Source organism: Azonexus sp. R2A61 (genome assembly GCF_021401135.1).
Classification (GTDB): Bacteria; Pseudomonadota; Gammaproteobacteria; order Burkholderiales; family Rhodocyclaceae; genus Azonexus.
Map to the genome: position 1 here is coordinate 43,000 of NZ_JACBFO010000006.1, position 21,225 is coordinate 64,224.

Sequence of the window (21,225 nt, forward strand, 5' to 3'; positions counted from 1 at the left end):
CCACGCGCCCCGGTGGCGGAATCGGTAGACGCAGCGGATTCAAAATCCGCCGCTTAACGGCGTGCCAGTTCGAGTCTGGCCCGGGGCACCAAGGATGTGAAGAAAAGCCTGCGCAATGCAGGCTTTTCCGTTTTCAGCCGCCAGGAATCACCAGCACGACACGGCGGTTCTGCATCCGTCCTTCGACGCTCTGATTGCTGGCCACCGGCGCTCGACTGCCGACGCCGCGCACTTTGACCCCGACCGCCGGCAAGCCGCTGGCAATCAGGACATCGGCAACAGCCTGCGCCCGTTTCAGCGACAACTGCTCGTTGTGTGCGACGCTGCCCGTGGCATCGGTGTGACCATCGACCCGAACGCTGGGAATTTCCAGCTTGGTCAGCAAAGCGCTGATCTTGCCGACCGCCAGCCGGGCTTCCGGTGTCAGGACGGATTCGTTGGAACCGAACAGCAGTTTCTCGGAAGCGCTGAACTCCCAACCCTCGTCGGATTCGACAAAGCCTTGCTGCTTGAGCGCGGCAATCTGCGCCTCGCTCAGGCCACGCCGGGTTTCCGGCGCACTCTGACACCCCAGCAGCAACACGCCGCAGAACATGAACAACCCCATCGACAACTTGCGCATCAGGAAGACTCCTTTCCTCTGATCGTGCCGCGCGGCGGCGGCGCGACCGAATACACGCCGCGGCCCGCCCGCTTCGACTCATACATGGCTTCGTCGGCCTTTTTCAGCAAACCGGCGGCGTCGACCGCACGATCGGGGTAAAAGGCGATGCCGATGCTGAGCGACACATTGAGCATCCGCCCGGACGGCAACTCGATCGGTTCGACCATGCTCTCCAGCATGCCGCCCGCGATGCGCGCGGCCTGCGACAGATCGCTCAGCGGCGACAGCAGCACGGCGAATTCGTCGCCCCCCAGGCGCGCCACCAGATCGCTCTCGCGCACACGGGCGCGCAGACGCCGGGCGATGGCGCACAACACCACATCGCCGACCTCGTGCCCCAACTCGTCGTTGATCGACTTGAATCGATCGGCATCGATGAAGAACAGCGCGGCATGCCCTCCGTCCCGGTTCGCCGCCGCCAGCACCTTGCCCAGGCGATCCTCGAAACCGGCGCGATTGGCCAGGCCGGTCAGCGGGTCATGGCTGGCACGGTAGGCAAGCACTTCATGGTGACTGCGCATCTGCTCCTGCCAGCGTTCGAGTTCCGCCAGCAGGGCGTTGAAATCGTCTCCCAGATCGCGCAGCTCGGCGATCGCCGCCGGCGCGACCCGCCGCTCGAAGCGCCGCTCGCGGCGCGCACCGGCCGCCACTGTCGCCAGATTCTGCAGGGGCGCCGCAATGTCGCGGCTGGCCCGTCGCGACAGTCGGACCGCGACGCTGCCGCACAACAGCAACGACAACGCACCGCAAACGCCGGCGATCAACAGGAACATGGCCAGATCCCGGCCCGAGCCGAACAGTTTGACCATGCCGACATCCCGGCCATTGTGACGGATCGCCTCGACCGCCGGGTCGGGCAGAAAGGCCCGGGCCAGCAGGCTTTCCAGGAATCCCCAGCCGCGCGGCACGGGGGCCTGCCAGCGGGCGACTTCCGAGCCATCCCGGTCGGTGACGTAAGCCACCGACACCGGCCGGCTTTGGGTCATCTGCTCCAACGCCTCGAACGCCGCATCGCGATCGCCGAACACCACCGGCGCTTCGACTGCATAAGCGACCGAACGGGCGGAAAGCGCCAGGTTGTCGAGCATGTAGAAACGCAGGGCGATCAGGCCGAGCACGAACAACGACGCGCCAACCAGCAGTACGGCGATCAACGCCAGCCGCATGTTGGTCACGTGCAGCACGTCGGCCAGCGTCGGCAGTCGGTCCGGCGATGCCTTCGCCGTACTCACTGAGCCTCCTGCCGGCGGCGAACCAGTTGCAGGACCTTGGGATTGACGCGCACGGCGCTGCGCGAGATTGCATCGACGTTGACCAGCAGGCCAACCTCGCCGGCTTTCACGCTCAGGCAGAACATGGCGGGATCGGCGCACAGCGGGTCATTTTCGACCAGGGTCAGCACCGGCCGCCCGATAGCCGCCGCCAGCAAGGCGGCACGCTGGGCAGCGCTCAGCCCGGCCAGATAGAGCACGTCACAACCGGACAGCGCACCGGCATCGCCGCCGCCGACGCTCTGCAAGGTCAGCGGCACATCGAGCGCAGCCGCCAGTTCGCCGGCATTCCCGCTCAGATAGACCGGCTTGCCGGCAACGCAGAAACGATAGCTTTCCGGCGTCTGCGGCCAGCGCGCGTAGCCGATGATGCCGGACACCATCCGGGACACCTGCGCCGCGGGCTCGGGAGCCGCAGCGTCCGACGACTCCGTGCGCAGAACGCCGGCAATGGCCAGGCCGGCAAACAGGAGGGACAGGAAGGGAGCGAGAAAACGGCGCACGGAAACCCGATCAGGCAGGAAGGCGGTCGCCAGCGTAGCGACAGCACGTTTGCAGATACTTTGATGAGCTGATCATAACGTCTGGCAGCGGGGTGGGCAATTACAACAGCAAGCAATTGATTTTCCTTGCTTCCAGCCCGTATCATTCCGCCCTTCGCCGTTTTCCGGCCTCCGCCCTTCGAGCCATTTCCGCCATGACGTCGCTCACCGTCGACGATTTCGATTTCCCGCTCCCCCCGGACCTGATCGCCCAGCACCCCGCCGCCGAACGCGGCGGTAGCCGGCTGCTGCATTTGTGCGGTCAACGACCGGTCGACCGCAAATTTGCCGACCTGCCCGCGCTGCTGTCGGCCGGCGACCTGCTGGTCTTCAACGACACGCGCGTGATCAAGGCGCGCTTCTTCGGCAGCAAGGAAACCGGCGGACAGGTCGAAGTCCTGCTCGAACGCATCGTCGACGCGGAAAACGCCGTCGCCCAAGTACGCGCCAGCAAGTCGCCGAAACCCGGCAGCCGGCTGCGCCTGGCCGACGCCTTCGAAGTCGAGGTGACCGGCCGGGCCGGCGCCGCCGGCGAATTTTTCGCGCTGCGTACGGTCGACCGCGCCAATTGGTGGGAAATGGCCGAGAGCCACGGTCGACTGCCGCTACCGCCCTATATCGAACACCCGGCCGACGCCGCCGACGAAAGCCGTTACCAGACGGTCTATGCCCGCGAACCCGGCGCCGTCGCCGCCCCGACCGCCGGCCTGCATTTCGACGACACGATGCTGGCCACGCTGCGCGCGCAGGGCATCGCCACCGCCTTCCTGACCCTGCACGTCGGCGCCGGCACCTATCAGCCGGTGCGCGTGGACAGGATTGCCGATCACCGCATGCACAGCGAGCGCTTTGTCGTGCCCCCGGAAACCGCCGCCGCCATTGCCGCCACCCGCGCTGCCGGCGGCCGCGTCATCGCCGTCGGCACGACCAGCCTGCGCGCCCTGGAATCGGCCGGCAACGCCGACGGCACGGTACGCACCGGCGCCGCCGAAACCGACATCTTCATCACCCCCGGCTACCGCTTCCAGGTCGTCGACCGGCTGATCACCAACTTCCACCTACCGAAATCGACGCTGCTCATGCTCGTCTCGGCCTTTGCCGGCTACGACGCAATCCGCGCCGCCTACGCCCATGCCGTCGCCGAACGCTATCGTTTTTTCAGCTACGGCGACGCGATGCTGCTCGAAAGAAACGACCATGCAGTTTGAACTCCTGAAAACCGACGGTGGCGCCCGCCGTGGCACGCTGACGCTCAACCACGGCGTCGTCCAGACGCCGGTGTTCATGCCGGTCGGCACCTACGGCACGGTCAAGGCGATGACGCCGGCCGCGCTCGCCGACATCGGCGCGCAGATCTGCCTGGGCAACACCTTCCACCTGTGGCTGCGGCCGGGGCTGGACGTCATCGACGCGCATCAGGGCCTGCACGACTTCATGCAGTGGCAGAAGCCGATCCTGACCGACTCCGGCGGCTTTCAGGTGTTTTCGCTCGGTGCGCTGCGCAAGATTACCGAGGAAGGCGTCAAGTTCAGTTCGCCGATCGATGGCGCCAAGCTGTTCCTGTCGCCGGAAATCTCGATGCAGATCCAGAAGGTACTCAACTCGGACATCGCGATGATCTTCGACGAATGCACGCCCTACCCGGCGACGCGCGACGAGGCGGCGAAGTCGATGCGCTTGAGCATGCGCTGGGCCAGACGCTCACGCGACGAATTCGACCGCCTGGAAAATCCCAACGCGCTGTTCGGCATCGTCCAGGGCGGGATGTACGAGGACCTGCGCGACGAGTCGCTGGCCGGCCTCGACGACATCGGTTTCCACGGCATGGCGATCGGCGGCCTGTCGGTCGGCGAGCCCAAGGAAGACATGCAGCGCGTGCTGGCCCACGTCGCACCGCGCCTGCCGACGCACAAGCCGCGCTACCTGATGGGCGTCGGCACGCCGGAAGACCTGGTCAACGGCGTCAAGAACGGCATCGACATGTTCGACTGCGTGATGCCGACGCGCAACGCGCGCAACGGCCACCTGTTCACCCGCTTCGGCGACATCAAGATCAAGAACGCCCGGCACAAGACCGACACCGGCCCGCTCGATTCGTCCTGCACCTGCTATACCTGCCGGAATTTCAGCCGCGCCTACCTGCACCACCTGTTCCGCTGCGGCGAGATTCTCGGCGGCATGCTCAACACCATCCACAACCTGCATTTCTACCAGACGATCATGGCCGAGATGCGCGCCGCCATCGAATCGGGAAAACTGGAAGCATGGTCAGTCGCCTTCGCGCACGACCGATCTTCCGGCCAATGATAGAATCGCCCGTTCTGCAAATTTCTTATCCGGAGACAACCGAATGATCAGTCTTGCCCATGCCCAGACCGCTGGCGCAGCCGACCCGACGGGGGGTTTCATGCAACTGCTGCCGATGATCCTGATGTTCGTCGTGCTGTGGTTCCTGATGATCCGCCCGCAAATGAAGAAGGCCAAGGAACACAAGGCGCTGCTCGCCGCACTGCAGAAGGGCGACGAAGTCGTCACCGGCGGCGGCCTGGTCGGCAAGGTCACCAAGGTCGACGACAGTTACGTCAAGGTCGAGATCGCCGAAGGCACCGAAGTCGTGGTCCAGAAGCCCGCCGTCGCCATCGTGCTGCCCAAGGGCACGCTGAAATCGCTGTAATCCGATCCCGAAAGGCGGCTGCGGCCGCCTTTTTCGCTTCAAAGCTGCCATGAACCGATACCCTCTCTGGAAGTACGTCGTCGTCGCCCTGGCGTTGATCTTCGGCTTCGTCTTCACCCTGCCCAATTTCTTCGGCGAATCGCCGGCCGTCCAGGTTTCCAGCGCCAAGGTCACGCTCAAGGTCGACACCGCCACCCAGTCGCGTGTCGAAGACATCCTGCGCACCGCCGGCATCGCCCATGACGGCATCCAGCTGGACAATGTCGGCGTCAAGGTACGCTTCAAGGATACCGACACCCAGTTGAAGGCCAAGGACGCCATCGAGCGCGCCTTCAACCCGGACCCCGCCGACGCCCAGTACGTCGTCGCGTTGAACCTGCTTTCCGCCTCGCCGCGCTGGTTGACCGCCATGCACGCGCTGCCGATGTATCTCGGCCTGGACCTGCGCGGTGGCGTGCACTTCCTGCTGCAGGTCGACATGAAGGGCGCGCTTGAAAAACGCCTGGACTCGACTGCTGCCGACCTGCGCAGCCTGCTGCGCGACAAGAACCTGCGGCACGGCGGCATCAACCGCGACGGCGACCGCATCGTCATCAAGTTCCGCGATGCCGAGACCCGCGACGGCGCCCGCCTGCAACTGTCGAACAACGCGCCCGACCTGCTCGTCGCCGAAGCCGGCGCCGGCGATGACCTGCGCCTGATCGCCACGCTGAAGCCGGAAGCGCTGAAGAAGATCGGCGAATTCGCCATCAAGCAGAACATCAACACGCTGCACAACCGGATCAACGAACTCGGCGTCGCCGAGCCGGTGATCCAGCAGCAGGGCGCCGACCGCATCGTCGTCCAGTTGCCCGGCGTACAGGACACCGCCAAGGCCAAGGACATCCTCGGCCGTACCGCGACCCTGGAAATCCGCATGGTCGACGACACGCCGGGCGCGCTCGACGCCGCACTGGCCGGCAACCCGCCGTTCGGCACCGAAGCCTACGTTGAACGCGGCGGCTCGCCGCTGCTGGTCAAGAAGCAGGTCGTACTGACCGGCGACCGGCTGACCGACGCCCAGCCGGGCTTCGACGGCCAGAACCACGAACCGGCCGTGCACCTGACGCTGGATTCGGCCGGTGCGCGCATCTTCAAGGACATCACGCGCGACAACGTCGGCAAGCGGATGGCCATCCTGCTGATCGAGAAGGGCAAGGGCGAAGTGGTCACCGCGCCGGTCATCCGTACCGAGATCGGCGGCGGCCGCGTGCAGATTTCCGGCCGCATGACGACCAGCGAGGCCAACGACGTCGCGCTGCTGCTGCGCGCCGGTTCGCTGGCGGCGCCGATGGACATCGTCGAGGAACGCACGATCGGCCCGACGCTCGGCGCCGAGAACATCAAGCGCGGCTTCCACTCGACGCTGTGGGGCTTCGTGGCGATCGCCGTATTCATGATCCTCTACTACCAGATGTTCGGTTTCATCTCGGTCGTCGCGCTGGCTTCCAACCTGCTGCTGCTGGTCGCGCTGCTGTCCTTGCTGCAGGCCACGCTGACGCTGCCCGGCATCGCCGCCATCGCGCTGACGCTGGGCATGGCGATCGACGCCAACGTGCTGATCAACGAACGCATCCGCGAGGAACTGCGCGCCGGCATGCCGCCGCAGGCCGCCATCGCCGAAGGCTACGAACGCGCCTTCGGCACCATCCTGGACTCCAACATCACCACGCTGATCGCCGGCCTGGCCCTGCTCATCTTCGGCTCCGGCCCGGTGCGCGGCTTTGCCGTGGTGCACTGCCTGGGCATCATGACCTCGATCTTCTCGGCGGTGCTGATCTCGCGTTCGCTGGTCAACCTGATCTACGGTCGCCAGAAGAAGCTCGCCAAGGTGTCGATCGGCGCCATCTGGAAACCGGGCAATGTTGCGGTCGACCGCAAGAACTGAGGAAAAACGGTCATGGAATTCTTCCGCATCAAGAACGACATCCCCTTCATGCGCCATGCGCTGAAGTTCAACATCATCTCCTTCATCACCTTCCTGCTCGCCGTCTTCTTCCTGGTCACCAAGGGCCTGCACCTGTCGGTGGAATTCACCGGCGGCACGCTGATCGAGGTCAAGTACGAACAGGCCGCCGATCTCGAGAAGATCCGCGGCGCGCTCGGCAAGAGCGGCTTCTCCGACTACGCGGTGCAGAACTTCGGTTCGTCGCAGGACGTGCTGATCCGCCTGCCGCTGCGCGGCGCCCAGGACAGCGCGCAACAGGGCGAGGCGGTCATGCAGGCGCTGACGGCCGAGGCGCCGGGCGCCGATCTCAAGCGCGTCGAATTCGTCGGCCCGCAGGTCGGCCGCGAACTGGCCGAGAACGGCGCGCTGGCGCTGCTACTGGTGATCATCGGCATCGTCGTCTACCTGGCTTTCCGCTTCGAATGGCGCTTCTCGGTCTCGGCGATCATAGCCAACCTGCACGACGTGATCATCATCCTCGGCTTCTTCGCCGCCTTCCAGTGGGAGTTCTCGCTGTCGGTGCTGGCGGCGGTGCTGGCCGTGCTCGGCTACTCGGTGAACGAATCGGTGGTGGTCTTCGACCGCGTCCGCGAAACCTTCAAGAAGGTGCGCGGCCTGAACACGCCGCAAGTCCTCGACCACGCGATCACCAGCACGATCAGCCGGACCATCATCACCCACGGTTCGACGCAGATCATGGTCCTGTCGATGCTGATCTTCGGCGGCGAAACGCTGTACTACTTCTCGCTGGCGCTGACCATCGGCATCTGCTTCGGCATCTACTCGTCGGTGCTGGTCGCCAGCCCGCTGGTGATGTGGCTGGGCGTTTCGCGCGAACAGTTCGTCAAGCCGAAAAAGGCGGTCGCCGAAGGCGTCACCGACGATGGCGCCTGCGTCTGAGGCGTCCTGCGGTCGACATGAAAAAGCCACCGGATCCGGTGGCTTTTTTGTTTTTCCGGCCGGCGTTTCACCGCCGCCCGGATTTCACCAGGACGGTGTCGTCGCGGCAGGGGCCGGCGGCGGCGGGGCCGGCATCCAGGCCCCGCTGGCGCCATAGACCGCTGCTGCGGCAAGTATCAGCGCGACCAGCAGCGCAACAAAACCGCCGCCTTTCGCCGACTCCGCCGGCCCTTCGGTTTCCTTCCAGCCGACAACCATCGGCTTGACCAGGTTGTCCTTGCGGACATGGGCATAGAACACGATGGCCGCCAGATGCAACGCCACCAGCAGGATCAGCAGATTGACCAGCAGATGATGGAAGCCGGTCAGGCGGTCGCTGACCGCCTTGCCGACCAGATCAAGCAAGGGGCCGTTGAAGGCGATGTCGTCATTGGCAAACAGACCGCTCGTCACCTGCAGCGCACAAACCGCCAGCAGACCGAACACCGATAGCGCGCCCAACGGATTGTGCCCGGGACGCCGCCAGGCCCCTTTCAGGTAGGTCGAAATCTTGGCCGGCGTCGGGAAGAACTCGCCAAAACGCGCATAGGTCGAGCCGATAAAGCCCCAGACCACGCGAAAGACGAGCAGACCGACGATCAGCAGGCCGAGCTTGGCATGCCATTCGATCCAGTTGCCGCCGACCTGCCCGGTGATCACTGCCGCCACGATGGACAAGGCCAGCAACCAGTGAAAAAGACGCGTCGGCAAGTCCCAGAGATAGATGCGTTGACTGTTCATCCTAGACCTCGTTGTTATGGTTGTTTGAAACAAAAAGGGCGCCTAGCGGCGCCCCGGCTCAAGCACTGCGCCTGATTCCGCTCACTTGTTGCGGAAATCGTCGTGACAGGACTTGCAGGTGCCGCCCAGCTTGCCGAACGCGGCCTTGACTGCCGCGGCGTCGCCGGTGGCGGCAACCTTGGCCAGATCGTTGGCGGCCGCGTTGAAATCGCCGGCGATCTTGCCGACCTTGGCGCCCTCGGTGAACAGTTCCGGCTTGACCTTGGTTTCATGGAAACCACTGCCCTTGTCGCTGCCCGGCACATAGAGCTTGCCCATGCCGGAATTGGCGATCGCCTGGATCACGTTGGCCGCCTGGATCACTTCGTCCTTGTTATAGGCACCGTCGAGGCTGGCTTTGATGCGGCCCATATTCCAGCCCATCGTGGCGTAGTTCGCCTGACGCCACTTGATGGCGTCTTCGACCTTGACCTGGGCCTGCGCGGAAGCGGCCAGGGTGGCGGCGACCAGTGCGAGAGTCAGCTTGCTTTTCATCATGTTCTCCGTTGTATTGGCAAAACGCTCCATCCGAGCGGGACGAGCACGAAAATTATAGCCCGCTAATATGACACCCGCCGCACAGGATGCGCGGCGATATCGAAAGCAATTGTAAAAAGGCCGGACTTCAGACCGCGAACAGATGCTTGACGCGCAAGGCCGGCGAGCCGGCTTCGATCTGCAGCAGGCGAGCGATGTTCGGATGCTTGCCGGGGTTGGCGCGCTCGTCCTCGGTATGCTCGGCAAAGATTTCCAGGCCCTTCTTCGCCGCCTCGACATTGATCGAACCATAGGTCTGGGCAAGGTGGTTATACACGGCGAGCGAACCCTGGCTGCCGGCCTTGTTCTCGATCGACGCAACGATATTGCCGTCGGCGTCGAGCAGGTTGATGGCGGCAAGGTGGGAAATGCCGGGAAGTTTCTTCAGGTTTTCAGCAAATGACATGATCAATGAGTCTTGCGTTTGTTCAGGAACAGGCCGAAGCCCACGCCGCCGGCAAAGCTGGCCAGCGGCAGCAGCAACAGCGGCACCGGCAGGGATCCGGCATCGCCGGCCAGCAACGCGCCGGTCAGCACCAGCAGCCCGAATGCCAGGCCCAGCGCACCGCCCTTGAGGGCGGCATTGAGCGCCTGCGACGACATCAGATGCGCTTGGCCAGTTCGGCGGCCTTGCCGGTGTAATCCCAGGGCGTCAGCTTGAGCAGCTCGGCCTTGGCGGCTTCCGGGATGTCCAGCGTCGAGACGAAGGCCTGCATGCCTTCACGCGAGACGCGGGTGCCGCGGGTCAGCTCCTTGAGCTTTTCGTAGGCGTTGGCCACGGCGTAGCGGCGCATCACCGTCTGGATCGGCTCGGCGAGCAGTTCCCAGTTGGCGTCGAGGTCGGCCTTCATCAGGTCGGCGTTGATTTCCAGCTTGCCCAGGCCCTTCAGCAGCGAGTCGTAGCCGAGCAGCGTGTAGCCGAGGCCGACGCCCATGTTGCGGAGCACCGTCGAGTCGGTCAGGTCGCGCTGCCAGCGCGAGACCGGCAGCTTCTCGGCAAGGAACTTGAGCATGGCGTTGGCCAGGCCGAGGTTGCCTTCGGAATTCTCGAAGTCGATCGGATTGACCTTGTGCGGCATGGTCGAGGAACCGATTTCGCCAGCCTTGACCTTCTGCTTGAAGAAGCCCAGCGAGATGTAGCCCCAGACGTCGCGGTCGAGGTCGACCAGAATGCTGTTGGCACGGGCGAAGGCGTCGAACAGCTCGGCCAGCGCATCGTGCGGCTCGATCTGGATGGTGTAGGGATTGAAAGTCAGGCCAAGCGACTCGACGAAGCGCTTGGCGAAGCCTTCCCAGTCATAGCCCGGATAGGCGGCCAGGTGGGCGTTGTAGTTGCCGACCGCGCCGTTGATCTTGCCGAGCAGTTCGACCTGGGCGATGCGGGCGCGGGCGCGCTGCAGACGGTAGGCGACGTTGGCCATTTCCTTGCCCATCGTCGACGGCGTCGCCGGCTGGCCGTGCGTACGGCTCATCATCGGGATGTCGGCGTAGGCGTGGGCCAGCTCGACCAGCTTGGCGATGACCTTGTCGAGCGTCGGCAGCATGGCCTGTTCGCGGGCACCCTGGCACATCAGCGCGTGCGACAGGTTGTTGATGTCTTCCGAGGTGCAGGCGAAGTGGATGAACTCGCTGACCTTGACCACTTCGGCGTTGCCCTTGGTCTTGTCCTTGATCCAGTATTCGAGCGCCTTGACGTCGTGGTTGGTGGTCGCCTCGATGGCCTTGACCTCGGCCGCCTGGGCCGGACCGAAGCTGGCGACGAGGGCGTCGAGCTCTGCCACGGTCGACGGGGAAAAAGCGGCAATTTCCGCAAAATGCGGTTCAGCCGACAGGGCTTTCAGCCACTCGATCTCGACTTTGAGGCGGGCGCGGATCAGGCCGAATTCGGAGAAATGTTCGCGCAGCGCATCGACCTTGCCGGCATAACGGCCATCGAGCGGGGACAGTGCGGTCAACGGATTGAATTCCATAAAAAACTTCCTTGTCAGTCGAGCCCGACATTTTACCCTGTCGGCGGCATCGACGCGCCATACCTCGCCCGGCGATACGCTATAATCCGCTTTCCCCAATCCAAGAGCATGCGATGAAGCTGATCGGCTCCCATACCAGCCCGTTCGTCCGCAAGGTCCGCATCGTGCTGGCCGAAAAGAAGATGGACTACGAACTGGTGATCGACTCGCCCTGGCAGGACGAAACCGGCGTGCCGGATTTCAATCCGCTCGGCAAGATTCCCGTTCTGGTGCTGGACGACGAAACGCCGTTGTTCGATTCGCGGGTGATCGTCGAGCACATCGACAACGTAACGCCGAACAACAAGCTTTTCCCGGCCCCCAACCGCGAGCGGACCGAAGTCAAGCGCTGGGAAGCCCTGGCCGACGGCCTGCTCGACGCCGCCGTCAGCGCGTTGCTGGAATCCAAGCGACCGAAGAAGGAACAAAGCGCCACCTGGATCGCTCGCCAGCACGACAAGGTCGAGCGCGCGCTCGGGTTCATGGCGCGCCAGCTGGCGGAAAAGCCCTTCTGCATGGGCACTCATTTCTCGCTGGCCGACATTGCCGTCGGCGCTGCGCTCGGTTACCTGTGTTTCCGTTTTCCGGACATCCACTGGCAGGAAAGCCATCCGAACCTGGCCAAGCTCTACGACAAGCTGATGGCACGTCCGTCGTTCGCCGAAAGCGTGCCGCACGACTGAACCGCCGCACACGCCGGGCGAACCAATCGGGGCCCGGCGCTGTCCACCCGGTCGACACCGGCCGGAATCCTTCCCATGCACGACATCACCCGTTCCCTGAGCAGCGCCCTGTGCGCCCGCGATCGCGGCACCCGCCAGCATTGCGACCGCGTCGTCGAGCTGTCGCAGGAACTCGGCATCCACCTCGAGCTGAGCCAGCGCGAGCTGGACATGCTGAAACTCGGTGCCCAATGCCACGATATCGGCAAGATCGGCATCCCGGACCGCATCCTGCACAAGGCGGCGCCCTTCGATCCGGATGAACGGGCGGCAATGCAGGCTCACCCGGCGATCGGCCAGCAGATCGTGCTATCGATCGCCGACGAACAGGCGGTCGAACTCGGTCGCATCGTCCGCCATCACCACGAAAACTTCGACGGCAGCGGCTATCCCGACCAACTGGCCGGCGAAGACATTCCGCTTGCCGCGCGGATCATCGCACTGGTCGACAACTACGACGCGATGGCGGTCAGCCGCCCCTACCATGGCGGCCGCAGCCATCGCGACATCATCAGCATCCTGGACAGCGAGTCGCGGAAATTCGATCCGGACCTGCTGCACGCCTTCCGTCACCTCATCGAACGTTCGCCGCTGCGTGCGGCCTGAGCGCGGCGACGCTCAGCGGATCACCCCGCCACCGAGGCAAACCCGGCTTTCGTAAAGCACCACCGACTGGCCGGGCGTCAGCGCCCACTGCGGCTCGGCGAAGCGGATCGTGCAGGCTTCGCCGTCGACCGCCTCGACATGGCAGGGCTGGTCGCTGGTCCGGTAGCGCGGCTTGGCGGTATACACCCAGTTGGTATGTGGTGCCTGCCCGGACACCCAGCTCAGCTGTTCGGCAATCAGGTCGTCGCGCAGCAGCGCCGGATGGTCGTGGCCCTGGACGACGTAGAGCACGTTCTTCTCCATGTCCTTGCCGGCGACGAACCAGGCGTCGTGATCGCCGCCGCCGGGCTGGCCCTTCTCCTTCAGGCCGCCGATGTGCAGCCCCTTGCGCTGGCCGATGGTGTGGTACATCAGGCCGTCGTGGCTGCCCAGCACCTTGCCGTCGTCGAGGCGGCGGATTTCGCCCTGCTTCGGCGGCAGGTAGCGGCTGAGGAAGTCCTTGAACGGCCGCTCACCGATGAAACAGATGCCGGTCGAATCCTTCTTGGCAGCGACGTGCAGGCCCTCGCTTTCGGCGATCTTGCGCACTTCGCGCTTGTAGATGTCGGCCAGCGGAAACAGCGTCTTCGACAGCTGCGCCTGGTTCAGGCGATAGAGGAAATAGCTCTGGTCCTTGGTCCCATCCTCGGCCTTGAGCAACTGGAACTTGCCGTCGAACTCGCGCACGCCGGCGTAGTGGCCGGTGGCGATCTTGTCGGCACCAAGCTGCATGGCGTGGTCGAGGAAGGCCTTGAACTTGATTTCCGAGTTGCACAGGATGTCCGGATTCGGCGTGCGGCCGGCCTGGTACTCGCGCAGGAACTCGGCAAACACCCGCTCGCGGTACTCGGCGGCGAAATTGACCACCTCGACGTCGATGCCGATGACGTCGGCGACGCTCATCACATCGACCAGGTCCTGGCGCGACGAGCAATACTCGTCGTTGTCGTCGTCCTCCCAGTTCTTCATGAACAGGCCGATCACCTTCCAGCCCTGGCGCTTCAACAGCAACGCCGCGACCGACGAATCGACGCCGCCCGACAATCCCACCACCACGGTTCCCTTAGACATCGGGCCCAGCCCCTTTCTTCCAGTCATCCAGCGGCAGGATCACCGCTGCTTCTCCATTGTTGACGAACCAGCTGTCGACGACGAAACGCGCGCCGGCCTGCGGCCCGCCGGTTTCCTCGATCGTCGCTGACCAGTGATTGACGAACAGGCCGAGAAAATACCGGCCTTCGGGCGCCAGCACCCGATGCCAGCGCAGATAGCCGCGGCCGGCCAGCACCTCGAGCAAACGCGTGGTCGACGTCGAATGGTCGATGCAATCCATCTTGCCGGGCACGTGCCCGTCGTTGAAATTGCCGGCGCGGTCGTTGCGTACGTCCGATTGTTCGCCGGCCCAGCGATACAGCAGCCCAACCGCCTCGGCCAGCCTTTTTCGCTCATCGACGGGGTCGACCGCAGCCCGCAGCAAACGCCGCACGTCGCCGAGCTGACCTTCCGAATAGTGGATTTCGCTTTGCCCGAGGCAACCGTAGCCGTGACAGACCAGGACCGTCTCATCGGCGACCGCCACGGTCGACCACAGAAAAAGGCCGAAAAGGGCCGTCGACCGCAGCATCAGTCGTAATGCACCAGCAAGTCGAGCGGATAGTGCCGGCCGGCCAGCAGATCTTCGCAACAGCGCAGGATCAGCGGGCTGCGATGGCGCGCCTGCGTCGCCTTCACTTCGTCGAGCGTCAGCCAGCGGGCACCGACGATACCGTCGTCGAGCGGCCGGCCGGCCTCGTAGCCGCGCAGTTCGCCGCCGAACGCAAAACGCAGGTAGGTCAACGCCTTGACCGGATGCTTCCACTGGTAGATGCCGACCAGATGCGTCGGCCTGAAATGGTAGGCGGTTTCCTCGAGTGCCTCGCGGACCACCGCATCGACCAGCGACTCGCCCTCTTCCAGATGCCCGGCCGGCTGATTGAAGGCCAGCCCGGCGTCGGTTTCCTCCTCGACCAGCAGGAACTTGCCATCGCGCTGAACGACGGCGGCGACAGTAACGTTTGGCTTCCAGATCATCTGCTGCATCCTGCGCAAAAGCCGTATTTTACCCGGTGATTTGGGCTAAAATTGCCAGCTTTCACGAGAGCATCACGGAGATTTCCACCATGTCCATGTCGGATCGCGACGGTTTCATTTGGCAGGATGGCAAGCTCGTGCCCTGGCGCGAAGCGACCACCCACGTCCTCACCCATTCCCTGCACTACGGCATGGGCGTATTCGAGGGCGTTCGTGCCTACAAGACCGAATCCGGCACGGCGATCTTCCGGCTCAAGGAACACACCCAGCGGCTGTTCCGTTCGGCGCACATCTTCCAGATGCAGATGCCGTACTCGCAGGAAGAACTGAACGAAGCGCAGAAGGAAGTCATCCGCGCCAACAATCTCGAATCCGGCTACCTGCGTCCGCTGGCCTTCTACGGCTCGGAAAAGATGGGCGTCTCGCCGAAGGGCGCCAAGGTGCACGTGATCATCGCCGCCTGGCCGTGGGGCGCCTACCTGGGCGAAGACGGCATGCAGCGCGGCATCCGCATCAAGACCTCGTCCTACACCCGCCACCACGTGAACATCACGATGGTGCGCGCCAAGGCCTCCGGCAACTACATGAATTCCATCCTCGCCAACAACGAGGCGACGGCCGACGGCTACGACGAAGCGCTACTGCTCGATCCGGAAGGCTACGCCTGCGAAGGCGCCGGCGAAAACCTGTTCATCGTCAAGAACGGCACGCTGTTCACGCCGGACCTGACCGCCTGCCTGGAAGGCATCACCCGCGCCACCGTCATGCAACTGGCCGGCGAACTCGGCATCAAGGTCGTCGAGAAGCGCATCACCCGCGACGAAGTCTATTGCGCCGACGAAGCCTTCTTCACCGGCACCGCCGCCGAAGTGACGCCGATCCGCGAACTCGACAACCGGCAGATCGGCCCCGGCCACCGCGGCCCGATCACCAAGGCGCTGCAGGAAAAGTATTTCGACGTGGTCTACGGTCGCTCGGCGGCACACGCCGACTGGCTGGCCCACGTCTGAACCACCCACAGGGAGATCAAGATGTCCGACCAGCCAACCGTCGAAATCACCGCCGACGACCTGCCGCTGCACTGCCCGACGCCGAACGCGCCGCTGTGGAGCCAGCACCCGCGCGTCTTCCTCGACGTGCTGAAGACCGGCGAAGTCGTCTGTCCGTACTGCAGCACCAAGTACGTGTTCAAGGGCGAAGCGCCCAAGGGCCATCACTGACCCGGCACCGGCCGGCCTGACTGGCGGCGGACCGCAGGGTCCGCCTCTTCCCCATGAAAAAAGCCCTGATCGTCGCGCCCTCGTGGATCGGCGACACCATCATGGCGCAGCCGCTGTTCGCACGACTGCACGCCAGATACCCCGGACTGCGCCTCGACGCGCTGGCACCGCGCTGGGTCGCCCCGGTGCTGCAGCGCATGGACGAGATCGGCGAGGTCATCGACAATCCCTTCGGCCACGGCCAGTTGCAGCTGGCCGCCCGCTGGCGCCTGGCCCGCACGCTGACGATGCGCGGTTACGAGGCGGTCTGGGTCCTGCCCAATTCGCTGAAATCGGCGCTGATTCCCTTTCTGGCCGGCATTCCGACGCGCATCGGCTTCAAGGGAGAGGCCCGCTACGGCCTGCTCAACGTCCGTCACCATCTGGATGAAAACGCGCTGCCGTTGATGGTCGAGCGCTTCGCGCAACTGGCGCAGACACCGGGCGAGCCCCTGCTCCGCCCGGTTTCCCACCCGATCCTGCGGTCGACCGCGGCAACCCGGCAAAAAACCCTGGACGAACTCGGCATGACGCCGCCCGCGCGGATCGTCGCCTTCTGCCCCGGCGCCGAATACGGCCCGGCCAAACGCTGGCCGGCCACCCACTTTGCCGAACTGGCCCGCCGCCTGGCCGGCGAAGGCTGCGCCATCTGGCTGTTCGGCTCGCCGAAGGATCATGCCGTCGCAGAGGAAATCGCCCGTCTGGCGCCCGGTTGCTGCACCAACCTGTGCGGCAGCACGCGCCTCGACCAGGCGGTCGACCTGCTGGCACTGGCCGATCTCGTGGTCTGCAACGATTCCGGGCTGATGCACGTCGCGGCTGCGGTCGACCGGCCGATCGTCGCGCTTTACGGCTCGTCGTCGCCCGGCTTCACGCCGCCGCTGTCCGAGCGGGCCAGCATCCTCAGCCTGCAACTCGACTGCAGCCCGTGCTTCAAGCGCGAGTGCCCGCTGGGCCATCTCGATTGTCTGAACCAACTGACGCCGGCCAGCGTACTCGCCGCCTGCCGGCAATGGATGCCACCATGCCCCTGACGCTCAATCTCGCGACCCCGGAAGACGTCGAACGAGCCTTCTACGACGCCCTCTCCCACGGCGATGCCGACCTGCTGATGCCGCTGTGGTGCGAAGACGAGGAAACCGTCTGCGTGCATCCGACCGGCGTCCGACTGAGCGGCACCTCACCGATCCGCGAGAGCTGGCAAGCCATCTTCGCCAGCGCCAGGCTGCGCGTGGAGCCGGAATTGGTCGGCCACTGGCAGGGCAGCATCATGGCCGTCCACCACCTGACCGAAATCCTGTTCGTCGGCGACGACCCGAGCCCGCACGGCCCGTTGTACGTCACCCACGTGTACATGCGCGGCCCGCACGGCTGGCGGCTGGTCTGCCGCCATGCATCGGCCGCCGACGACGGCCAGCACGCGATGGACGAAGCGATTCCGCACACCCTGCACTGACATGCAGCCGCCGCCGGACTATCGCGCCCCCGGCTGGTTGCCCGGCGGCCACGCGCAGACGCTGTGGCCGCTGCTGATCAAGCCTCGGCCGCTGCCGCTGCGCCGCGAGCGCTGGACGACGCCGGACGACGATTTCATCGATGTCGACTTCGTCGATGCTACGGTCGACGCCCCGACCCTGGTACTTTTCCACGGCCTGGAAGGCTCGTCGCGCAGCCATTACGCGATCTCCGTCGCGCTCGCTTGCCAAGCCCTCGGCTGGCGCCTGCTGCTGCCGCATTTCCGCGGCTGCTCCGGCGAACTGAACCGTCGGCCGCGCGCCTACCATTCCGGCGACAGTGCGGAAATCGACTGGATTCTGCGGCGCACCCGGGACAATGTCGCCGGTGGCCGGATACACGCTGCCGGTGTCTCGCTCGGCGGTAATGCGCTGCTCAAATGGGCCGGTGAACAAGGCGCGGCGGCAGCCAATGTGGTCAGCGGCGTCGCCGCCTTCTGCGCTCCGCTCGATCTGGCCGCCTGCGGCCATCACCTGGCACGCGGCTTCAATCGCATCTACACGCAACATTTCCTGAACACCCTGAAACGCGGCGCCGGCGAGCGGCTGCAACGCTTTCCCGGCCTGTTCGACGAAAGCCGGATGCGCCAGGCGCGTACCTTGTGGGATTTCGACGATGCGGTGACCGGGCCGATCCACGGTTTCGCCGGCGCCGACGACTACTGGCAGCAAAGTTCAGCCAAGGCCTGGCTGAAATCCGTCGCCGTACCGGCGCTTGCGGTCAACCCGAAAAACGACCCGTTTTTGCCGGCCAGCCATCTGCCGGATGCCAGCCAGGTGGCGGCCAGCGTCCGCCTGGAGCAACCGGCCGGCGGCGGCCACGTCGGTTTCGTCGGCGGTTCGCTGCCGGGAACACTGGACTGGCTCCCCCAAAGGCTTTTACACTTCTTCAGATTTGAAACGTCATAAGCCCCCATCATGAGCCAACTCCCCGCAGAAATCTTCAAGGCCTACGACATTCGTGGGATCGTCAACAAATCGCTGACCGCCGATGTCGTCCGGCAGGTCGGCCAGGCGCTCGGTTCGCTGGCGCTGGAACAGGGCCAGACGGCGATCGCCGTCGGCCGCGATGGTCGCCTGTCCGGCCCGGAGCTGGCCGGTGCGCTGATGGACGGCATCGTGTCCACCGGCTGTGACGCCATCGACGTCGGTTGCGTGCCGACGCCGGTCACCTACTTTGCCGCCTACGAACTCGGCTGCCACTCCTGCGTCTCGGTCACCGGCAGCCACAACCCGCCCGACTACAACGGCCTGAAGATGGTGATCGGCGGCACCACGCTGGCCCTCGACGCGATTCAGGACCTGAAGAAGCGCATCGAAGCCGGCAACCTGAAAACCGGCAATGGCCAGAAGCGCAGCGCCGACGTGCTCGACGCCTACGTCGACAAGATCGTCGGCGACGTCAAGCTGGCCCGCCCGCTGAAGATCGTCATGGATTGCGGCAACGGCGTCGCCGGTGCGATCGCCCCCGAACTCTTCAAGCGTCTGGGCTGCGAGATCCTGCCGCTGTACTGCGACGTCGACGGCAACTTCCCGAACCATCACCCGGACCCGTCGAAGCCGGAAAACCTCGCCGACGTCGTCCAGGCGCTCAAGGACAGCGACGCCGAAATCGGCATCGCCTTCGACGGCGACGGCGACCGCCTCGGCGTCGTCACCAAGGACGGCGAGATCATCTACCCCGACCGCCAGTTGATGCTGTTCGCCGCCGACGTGCTGTCGCGCGTCCCCGGCGGCACCATCATCTACGACGTCAAATGCACGCGTCTGCTGGGGCCGTGGATCACGCAGCACGGCGGCGTACCGCTGATGTGGAACACCGGCCACGCGCTGGTCAAGGCCAAGCTGAAGGAAACCGGTGCGCCGCTGGCGGGCGAGATGTCCGGCCACACCTTCTTCAAGGAACGCTGGTACGGCTTCGACGACGGTCTGTACACCGGCGCCCGCCTGCTGGAGATTCTCAGCCGCTCGGCCGACGTCAATGCGCCGCTGAAAACCCTGCCGAACTCGCCGTCGACCCCGGAACTCAACATCAAGATGGCCGAGGGAGAACCCTTCGCGCTGATCGACAAACTAAAGGCCGAAGGCCGCTTCGACGGCGCGGAACAAATCATTACCATCGACGGCGTGCGCGTAGAATATAAAGACGGTTTCGGCCTGGCCCGGCCGTCGAATACGACGCCGGTCGTGGTACTGCGTTTCGAGGCGGACAACGCCGAAGCCCTGACGCGCATCCAGGCCGGTTTCCGTTCGGCCCTGAACTCAGTGTGGCCGGGGATACAGTTGCCTTTTTAAGGAGAAATCGTGAGCAACGCCGCCGATCAGCTATATCTGGGACGCCAACCCATCCTCGATCGCGATCAGCGGCTTTATGCTTATGAACTTCTCTTCCGCAACGGCAGCACCAACGCGGCGGAAGTGACCGACGGCGTGCAGGCGACGGCGACCGTGATCGCCAACGCCTTTGCCGAACTCGGCGTCGAAGCCGCGCTCGGCGACTGCCGTGGCTTCATCAATGTCGACGAGCAGTTCCTGTTCAGCGATCTGCTTGAATTGCTGCCACGCCAGTCGGTCGTTCTCGAAATCCTGGAAACCGTACCGCCGACGCCGGCCGTCATCGAGCGCTGCAAGGCGCTCAAGGCCGCCGGCTTCACGCTGGCGCTGGACGATGTGATCCAGCTCGAGCCGCAATACGCCGAACTGCTCGCCCAGGTAGACGTGGTCAAGGTCGATATCCAGCCGCTCAGCCGCATCCAGCTGATGCAACTGGCGATGAAACTGAAACCCACCGGCAAACTGCTGCTGGCCGAAAAGGTCGATTCGCGGGAACAGATGGAGCAGTGTCTGAAACTCGGTTTTTCGCTGTTTCAGGGCTATTACTTCGCCAAGCCGACGATCATCGCCGGCAGGAAGCTCGACCATTCCCAGATGTCGCTGATGAAGCTGATGGGCCTGCTGCTATCGGATGCCGACACCGGCGAGATCGAGAAGGCACTGAAGCCGGAGCCCGGTCTTACGGTCAACCTGCTGCGCATGACCAATTCGGTCGGCGCCGGCACCAGCGAGACGATCACTTCGCTGGGCCACGCCATCACCGTGCTCGGCCGCCGGCAGTTGCAACGCTGGCTGCAACTGCTGGTTTTCTCGTCCGGCAACCAGAACGGCACCGGCAGTCCGCTGCTGCTGCTGGCCGCCACCCGTGGCCGGCTGATGGAATTGCTGGCCGGCGAGCTGCATGCCGGCGACCATGCGTTCTCCGACCAGGCCTTCATGGTCGGCATCATGTCCTTGATGCCGGCACTGGTCGGGCTGCCGATCGAGGAAATCGTTGCCCCCCTGGGTATCGGCGACGACCTGAAAGAAGCCTTGTGCAACGGCGACGGCGAACTCGGGGCGCTGCTCGCACTGGCCGAAAGCAGCGAGGATGGCGACCTGTCCGGACTGAGCGACGTACTGGACAGGCTGCCGGGAATCGGCCCCAAGGCGCTCAACCGCGCCCAGGCGGACGCCCTGCAATGGGCCGGCCAGATCGGCCGGGAGCGCGCCGGCTGACCTTCGGCAGTTACAAAAGCAAGACACGACGGCGACAGGCGGAATACCGAATGTCGCCGA

The 21,225-nt window shown here is 64.7% G+C and carries 25 protein-coding genes and 1 tRNA gene; 15 read left to right on the forward strand and 11 right to left on the reverse strand.

The window, feature by feature from the left end:
• The first annotated feature begins 6 nt into the window (after positions 1–6).
• Positions 7–91, forward strand: a tRNA-Leu gene (locus tag L0962_RS16715).
• Between the two features lie 42 nt (positions 92–133).
• On the opposite strand, the gene L0962_RS16720 is transcribed toward L0962_RS16715, so the two are convergent.
• Genes L0962_RS16720 through L0962_RS16730 form a run of 3 tightly spaced genes read right to left on the reverse strand, consistent with a single transcriptional unit; the run spans position 134 to position 2,438 of the window.
• Positions 134–622 (reverse strand): OmpA family protein, encoded by a 489-nt coding sequence (locus L0962_RS16720; RefSeq protein WP_234087615.1) that lies wholly within the window; start codon positions 620–622, stop codon positions 134–136.
• Positions 622–1,896: a diguanylate cyclase gene (locus tag L0962_RS16725; RefSeq protein WP_234087616.1), complete on the reverse strand. Its 1,275-nt coding sequence runs from the start codon at positions 1,894–1,896 to the stop codon at positions 622–624. Before L0962_RS16725 ends, L0962_RS16720 begins: the two co-directional genes overlap by 1 nt.
• A complete protein-coding gene (locus L0962_RS16730) occupies positions 1,893–2,438 on the reverse strand; it encodes a YfiR family protein (RefSeq protein WP_234087617.1) in 546 nt (181 codons plus the stop codon). Before L0962_RS16730 ends, L0962_RS16725 begins: the two co-directional genes overlap by 4 nt.
• A gap of 194 nt (positions 2,439–2,632) precedes the next feature.
• Here L0962_RS16730 and queA point away from each other — a divergent pair, with 194 nt between their 5' ends.
• The 5 genes from queA to secF are packed head-to-tail and all read left to right on the forward strand — an operon-like array spanning position 2,633 to position 8,038.
• Positions 2,633–3,685 carry a tRNA preQ1(34) S-adenosylmethionine ribosyltransferase-isomerase QueA gene (gene queA / locus L0962_RS16735; protein WP_234087618.1) on the forward strand — a complete coding sequence of 351 codons (1,053 nt, stop codon included), beginning with the start codon at positions 2,633–2,635 and terminating at the stop codon, positions 3,683–3,685.
• Entirely contained in the window at positions 3,675–4,784 is a 1,110-nt protein-coding gene (gene tgt, locus L0962_RS16740) for a tRNA guanosine(34) transglycosylase Tgt (RefSeq protein WP_234087619.1), read from the forward strand. Before queA ends, tgt begins: the two co-directional genes overlap by 11 nt.
• Before the next feature lie 43 nt (positions 4,785–4,827).
• Positions 4,828–5,151, forward strand: a complete 324-nt coding sequence (gene yajC / locus L0962_RS16745) for a preprotein translocase subunit YajC (protein ID WP_234087620.1) — start codon at positions 4,828–4,830, stop codon at positions 5,149–5,151.
• 49 nt (positions 5,152–5,200) lie between these two features.
• Positions 5,201–7,078 (forward strand): protein translocase subunit SecD, encoded by a 1,878-nt coding sequence (gene secD, locus L0962_RS16750; RefSeq protein ID WP_234087621.1) that lies wholly within the window; start codon positions 5,201–5,203, stop codon positions 7,076–7,078.
• A gap of 12 nt (positions 7,079–7,090) precedes the next feature.
• Complete coding sequence (gene secF, locus L0962_RS16755) at positions 7,091–8,038, forward strand: protein translocase subunit SecF (RefSeq protein WP_234087622.1); 948 nt, start codon at positions 7,091–7,093, stop codon at positions 8,036–8,038.
• Between the two features lie 84 nt (positions 8,039–8,122).
• On the opposite strand, the gene L0962_RS16760 is transcribed toward secF, so the two are convergent.
• The 5 genes from L0962_RS16760 to purB form a co-directional block, all read right to left on the reverse strand.
• On the reverse strand, positions 8,123–8,818 hold the full coding sequence (locus L0962_RS16760; protein WP_234087623.1) for a cytochrome b/b6 domain-containing protein: 696 nt from the start codon (positions 8,816–8,818) through the stop codon (positions 8,123–8,125).
• Positions 8,819–8,899: 81 nt separating this feature from the next.
• Complete coding sequence (locus L0962_RS16765; protein ID WP_234087770.1) at positions 8,900–9,352, reverse strand: cytochrome c; 453 nt, start codon at positions 9,350–9,352, stop codon at positions 8,900–8,902.
• A 130-nt stretch (positions 9,353–9,482) separates the two neighbouring features.
• Complete coding sequence (locus L0962_RS16770) at positions 9,483–9,800, reverse strand: DUF2322 family protein (protein ID WP_234087624.1); 318 nt, start codon at positions 9,798–9,800, stop codon at positions 9,483–9,485.
• 2 nt (positions 9,801–9,802) lie between these two features.
• Complete coding sequence (locus L0962_RS16775) at positions 9,803–9,997, reverse strand: hypothetical protein (RefSeq protein ID WP_234087625.1); 195 nt, start codon at positions 9,995–9,997, stop codon at positions 9,803–9,805.
• Positions 9,997–11,364 (reverse strand): adenylosuccinate lyase, encoded by a 1,368-nt coding sequence (gene purB / locus L0962_RS16780; protein WP_234087626.1) that lies wholly within the window; start codon positions 11,362–11,364, stop codon positions 9,997–9,999. The genes L0962_RS16775 and purB overlap by 1 nt, the downstream gene beginning before the upstream one ends.
• Before the next feature lie 113 nt (positions 11,365–11,477).
• Here purB and L0962_RS16785 point away from each other — a divergent pair, with 113 nt between their 5' ends.
• Complete coding sequence (locus L0962_RS16785) at positions 11,478–12,086, forward strand: glutathione S-transferase (protein ID WP_234087627.1); 609 nt, start codon at positions 11,478–11,480, stop codon at positions 12,084–12,086.
• A gap of 75 nt (positions 12,087–12,161) precedes the next feature.
• Positions 12,162–12,731 carry an HD-GYP domain-containing protein gene (locus tag L0962_RS16790; RefSeq protein WP_234087628.1) on the forward strand — a complete coding sequence of 190 codons (570 nt, stop codon included), beginning with the start codon at positions 12,162–12,164 and terminating at the stop codon, positions 12,729–12,731.
• A gap of 12 nt (positions 12,732–12,743) precedes the next feature.
• Here L0962_RS16790 and mnmA read toward each other — a convergent pair whose 3' ends face one another.
• From mnmA to L0962_RS16805, 3 genes are read right to left on the reverse strand one after another with little or no spacing between them, the layout of a single operon-like run.
• Positions 12,744–13,841 carry a tRNA 2-thiouridine(34) synthase MnmA gene (gene mnmA / locus L0962_RS16795; protein ID WP_234087629.1) on the reverse strand — a complete coding sequence of 366 codons (1,098 nt, stop codon included), beginning with the start codon at positions 13,839–13,841 and terminating at the stop codon, positions 12,744–12,746.
• A complete protein-coding gene (locus L0962_RS16800; protein ID WP_234087630.1) occupies positions 13,834–14,394 on the reverse strand; it encodes a hypothetical protein in 561 nt (186 codons plus the stop codon). The genes mnmA and L0962_RS16800 overlap by 8 nt, the downstream gene beginning before the upstream one ends.
• On the reverse strand, positions 14,394–14,849 hold the full coding sequence (locus tag L0962_RS16805) for an NUDIX hydrolase (RefSeq protein WP_234087631.1): 456 nt from the start codon (positions 14,847–14,849) through the stop codon (positions 14,394–14,396). The genes L0962_RS16800 and L0962_RS16805 overlap by 1 nt, the downstream gene beginning before the upstream one ends.
• 80 nt (positions 14,850–14,929) lie before the next feature.
• On the opposite strand from L0962_RS16805, the gene L0962_RS16810 reads away from it, so the two are divergent.
• The 7 genes from L0962_RS16810 to L0962_RS16840 are packed head-to-tail and all read left to right on the forward strand — an operon-like array spanning position 14,930 to position 21,165.
• Positions 14,930–15,850 (forward strand): branched-chain amino acid transaminase, encoded by a 921-nt coding sequence (locus tag L0962_RS16810; RefSeq protein WP_234087632.1) that lies wholly within the window; start codon positions 14,930–14,932, stop codon positions 15,848–15,850.
• A 21-nt stretch (positions 15,851–15,871) separates the two neighbouring features.
• Positions 15,872–16,060, forward strand: a complete 189-nt coding sequence (locus tag L0962_RS16815; RefSeq protein ID WP_234087633.1) for a zinc-finger domain-containing protein — start codon at positions 15,872–15,874, stop codon at positions 16,058–16,060.
• Positions 16,061–16,113: 53 nt separating this feature from the next.
• Complete coding sequence (gene waaF, locus L0962_RS16820; RefSeq protein ID WP_234087634.1) at positions 16,114–17,133, forward strand: lipopolysaccharide heptosyltransferase II; 1,020 nt, start codon at positions 16,114–16,116, stop codon at positions 17,131–17,133.
• Positions 17,124–17,555 carry a nuclear transport factor 2 family protein gene (locus L0962_RS16825; protein ID WP_234087635.1) on the forward strand — a complete coding sequence of 144 codons (432 nt, stop codon included), beginning with the start codon at positions 17,124–17,126 and terminating at the stop codon, positions 17,553–17,555. Before waaF ends, L0962_RS16825 begins: the two co-directional genes overlap by 10 nt.
• Position 17,556: 1 nt before the next feature.
• Complete coding sequence (locus tag L0962_RS16830; protein WP_234087636.1) at positions 17,557–18,522, forward strand: YheT family hydrolase; 966 nt, start codon at positions 17,557–17,559, stop codon at positions 18,520–18,522.
• Positions 18,523–18,531: 9 nt separating this feature from the next.
• A complete protein-coding gene (locus tag L0962_RS16835) occupies positions 18,532–19,908 on the forward strand; it encodes a phosphomannomutase/phosphoglucomutase (protein ID WP_234087637.1) in 1,377 nt (458 codons plus the stop codon).
• A 9-nt stretch (positions 19,909–19,917) separates the two neighbouring features.
• Positions 19,918–21,165, forward strand: coding sequence for an EAL domain-containing protein (locus tag L0962_RS16840; RefSeq protein ID WP_234087638.1), 1,248 nt, complete (start codon positions 19,918–19,920; stop codon positions 21,163–21,165).
• Positions 21,166–21,225 lie beyond the last annotated feature (60 nt).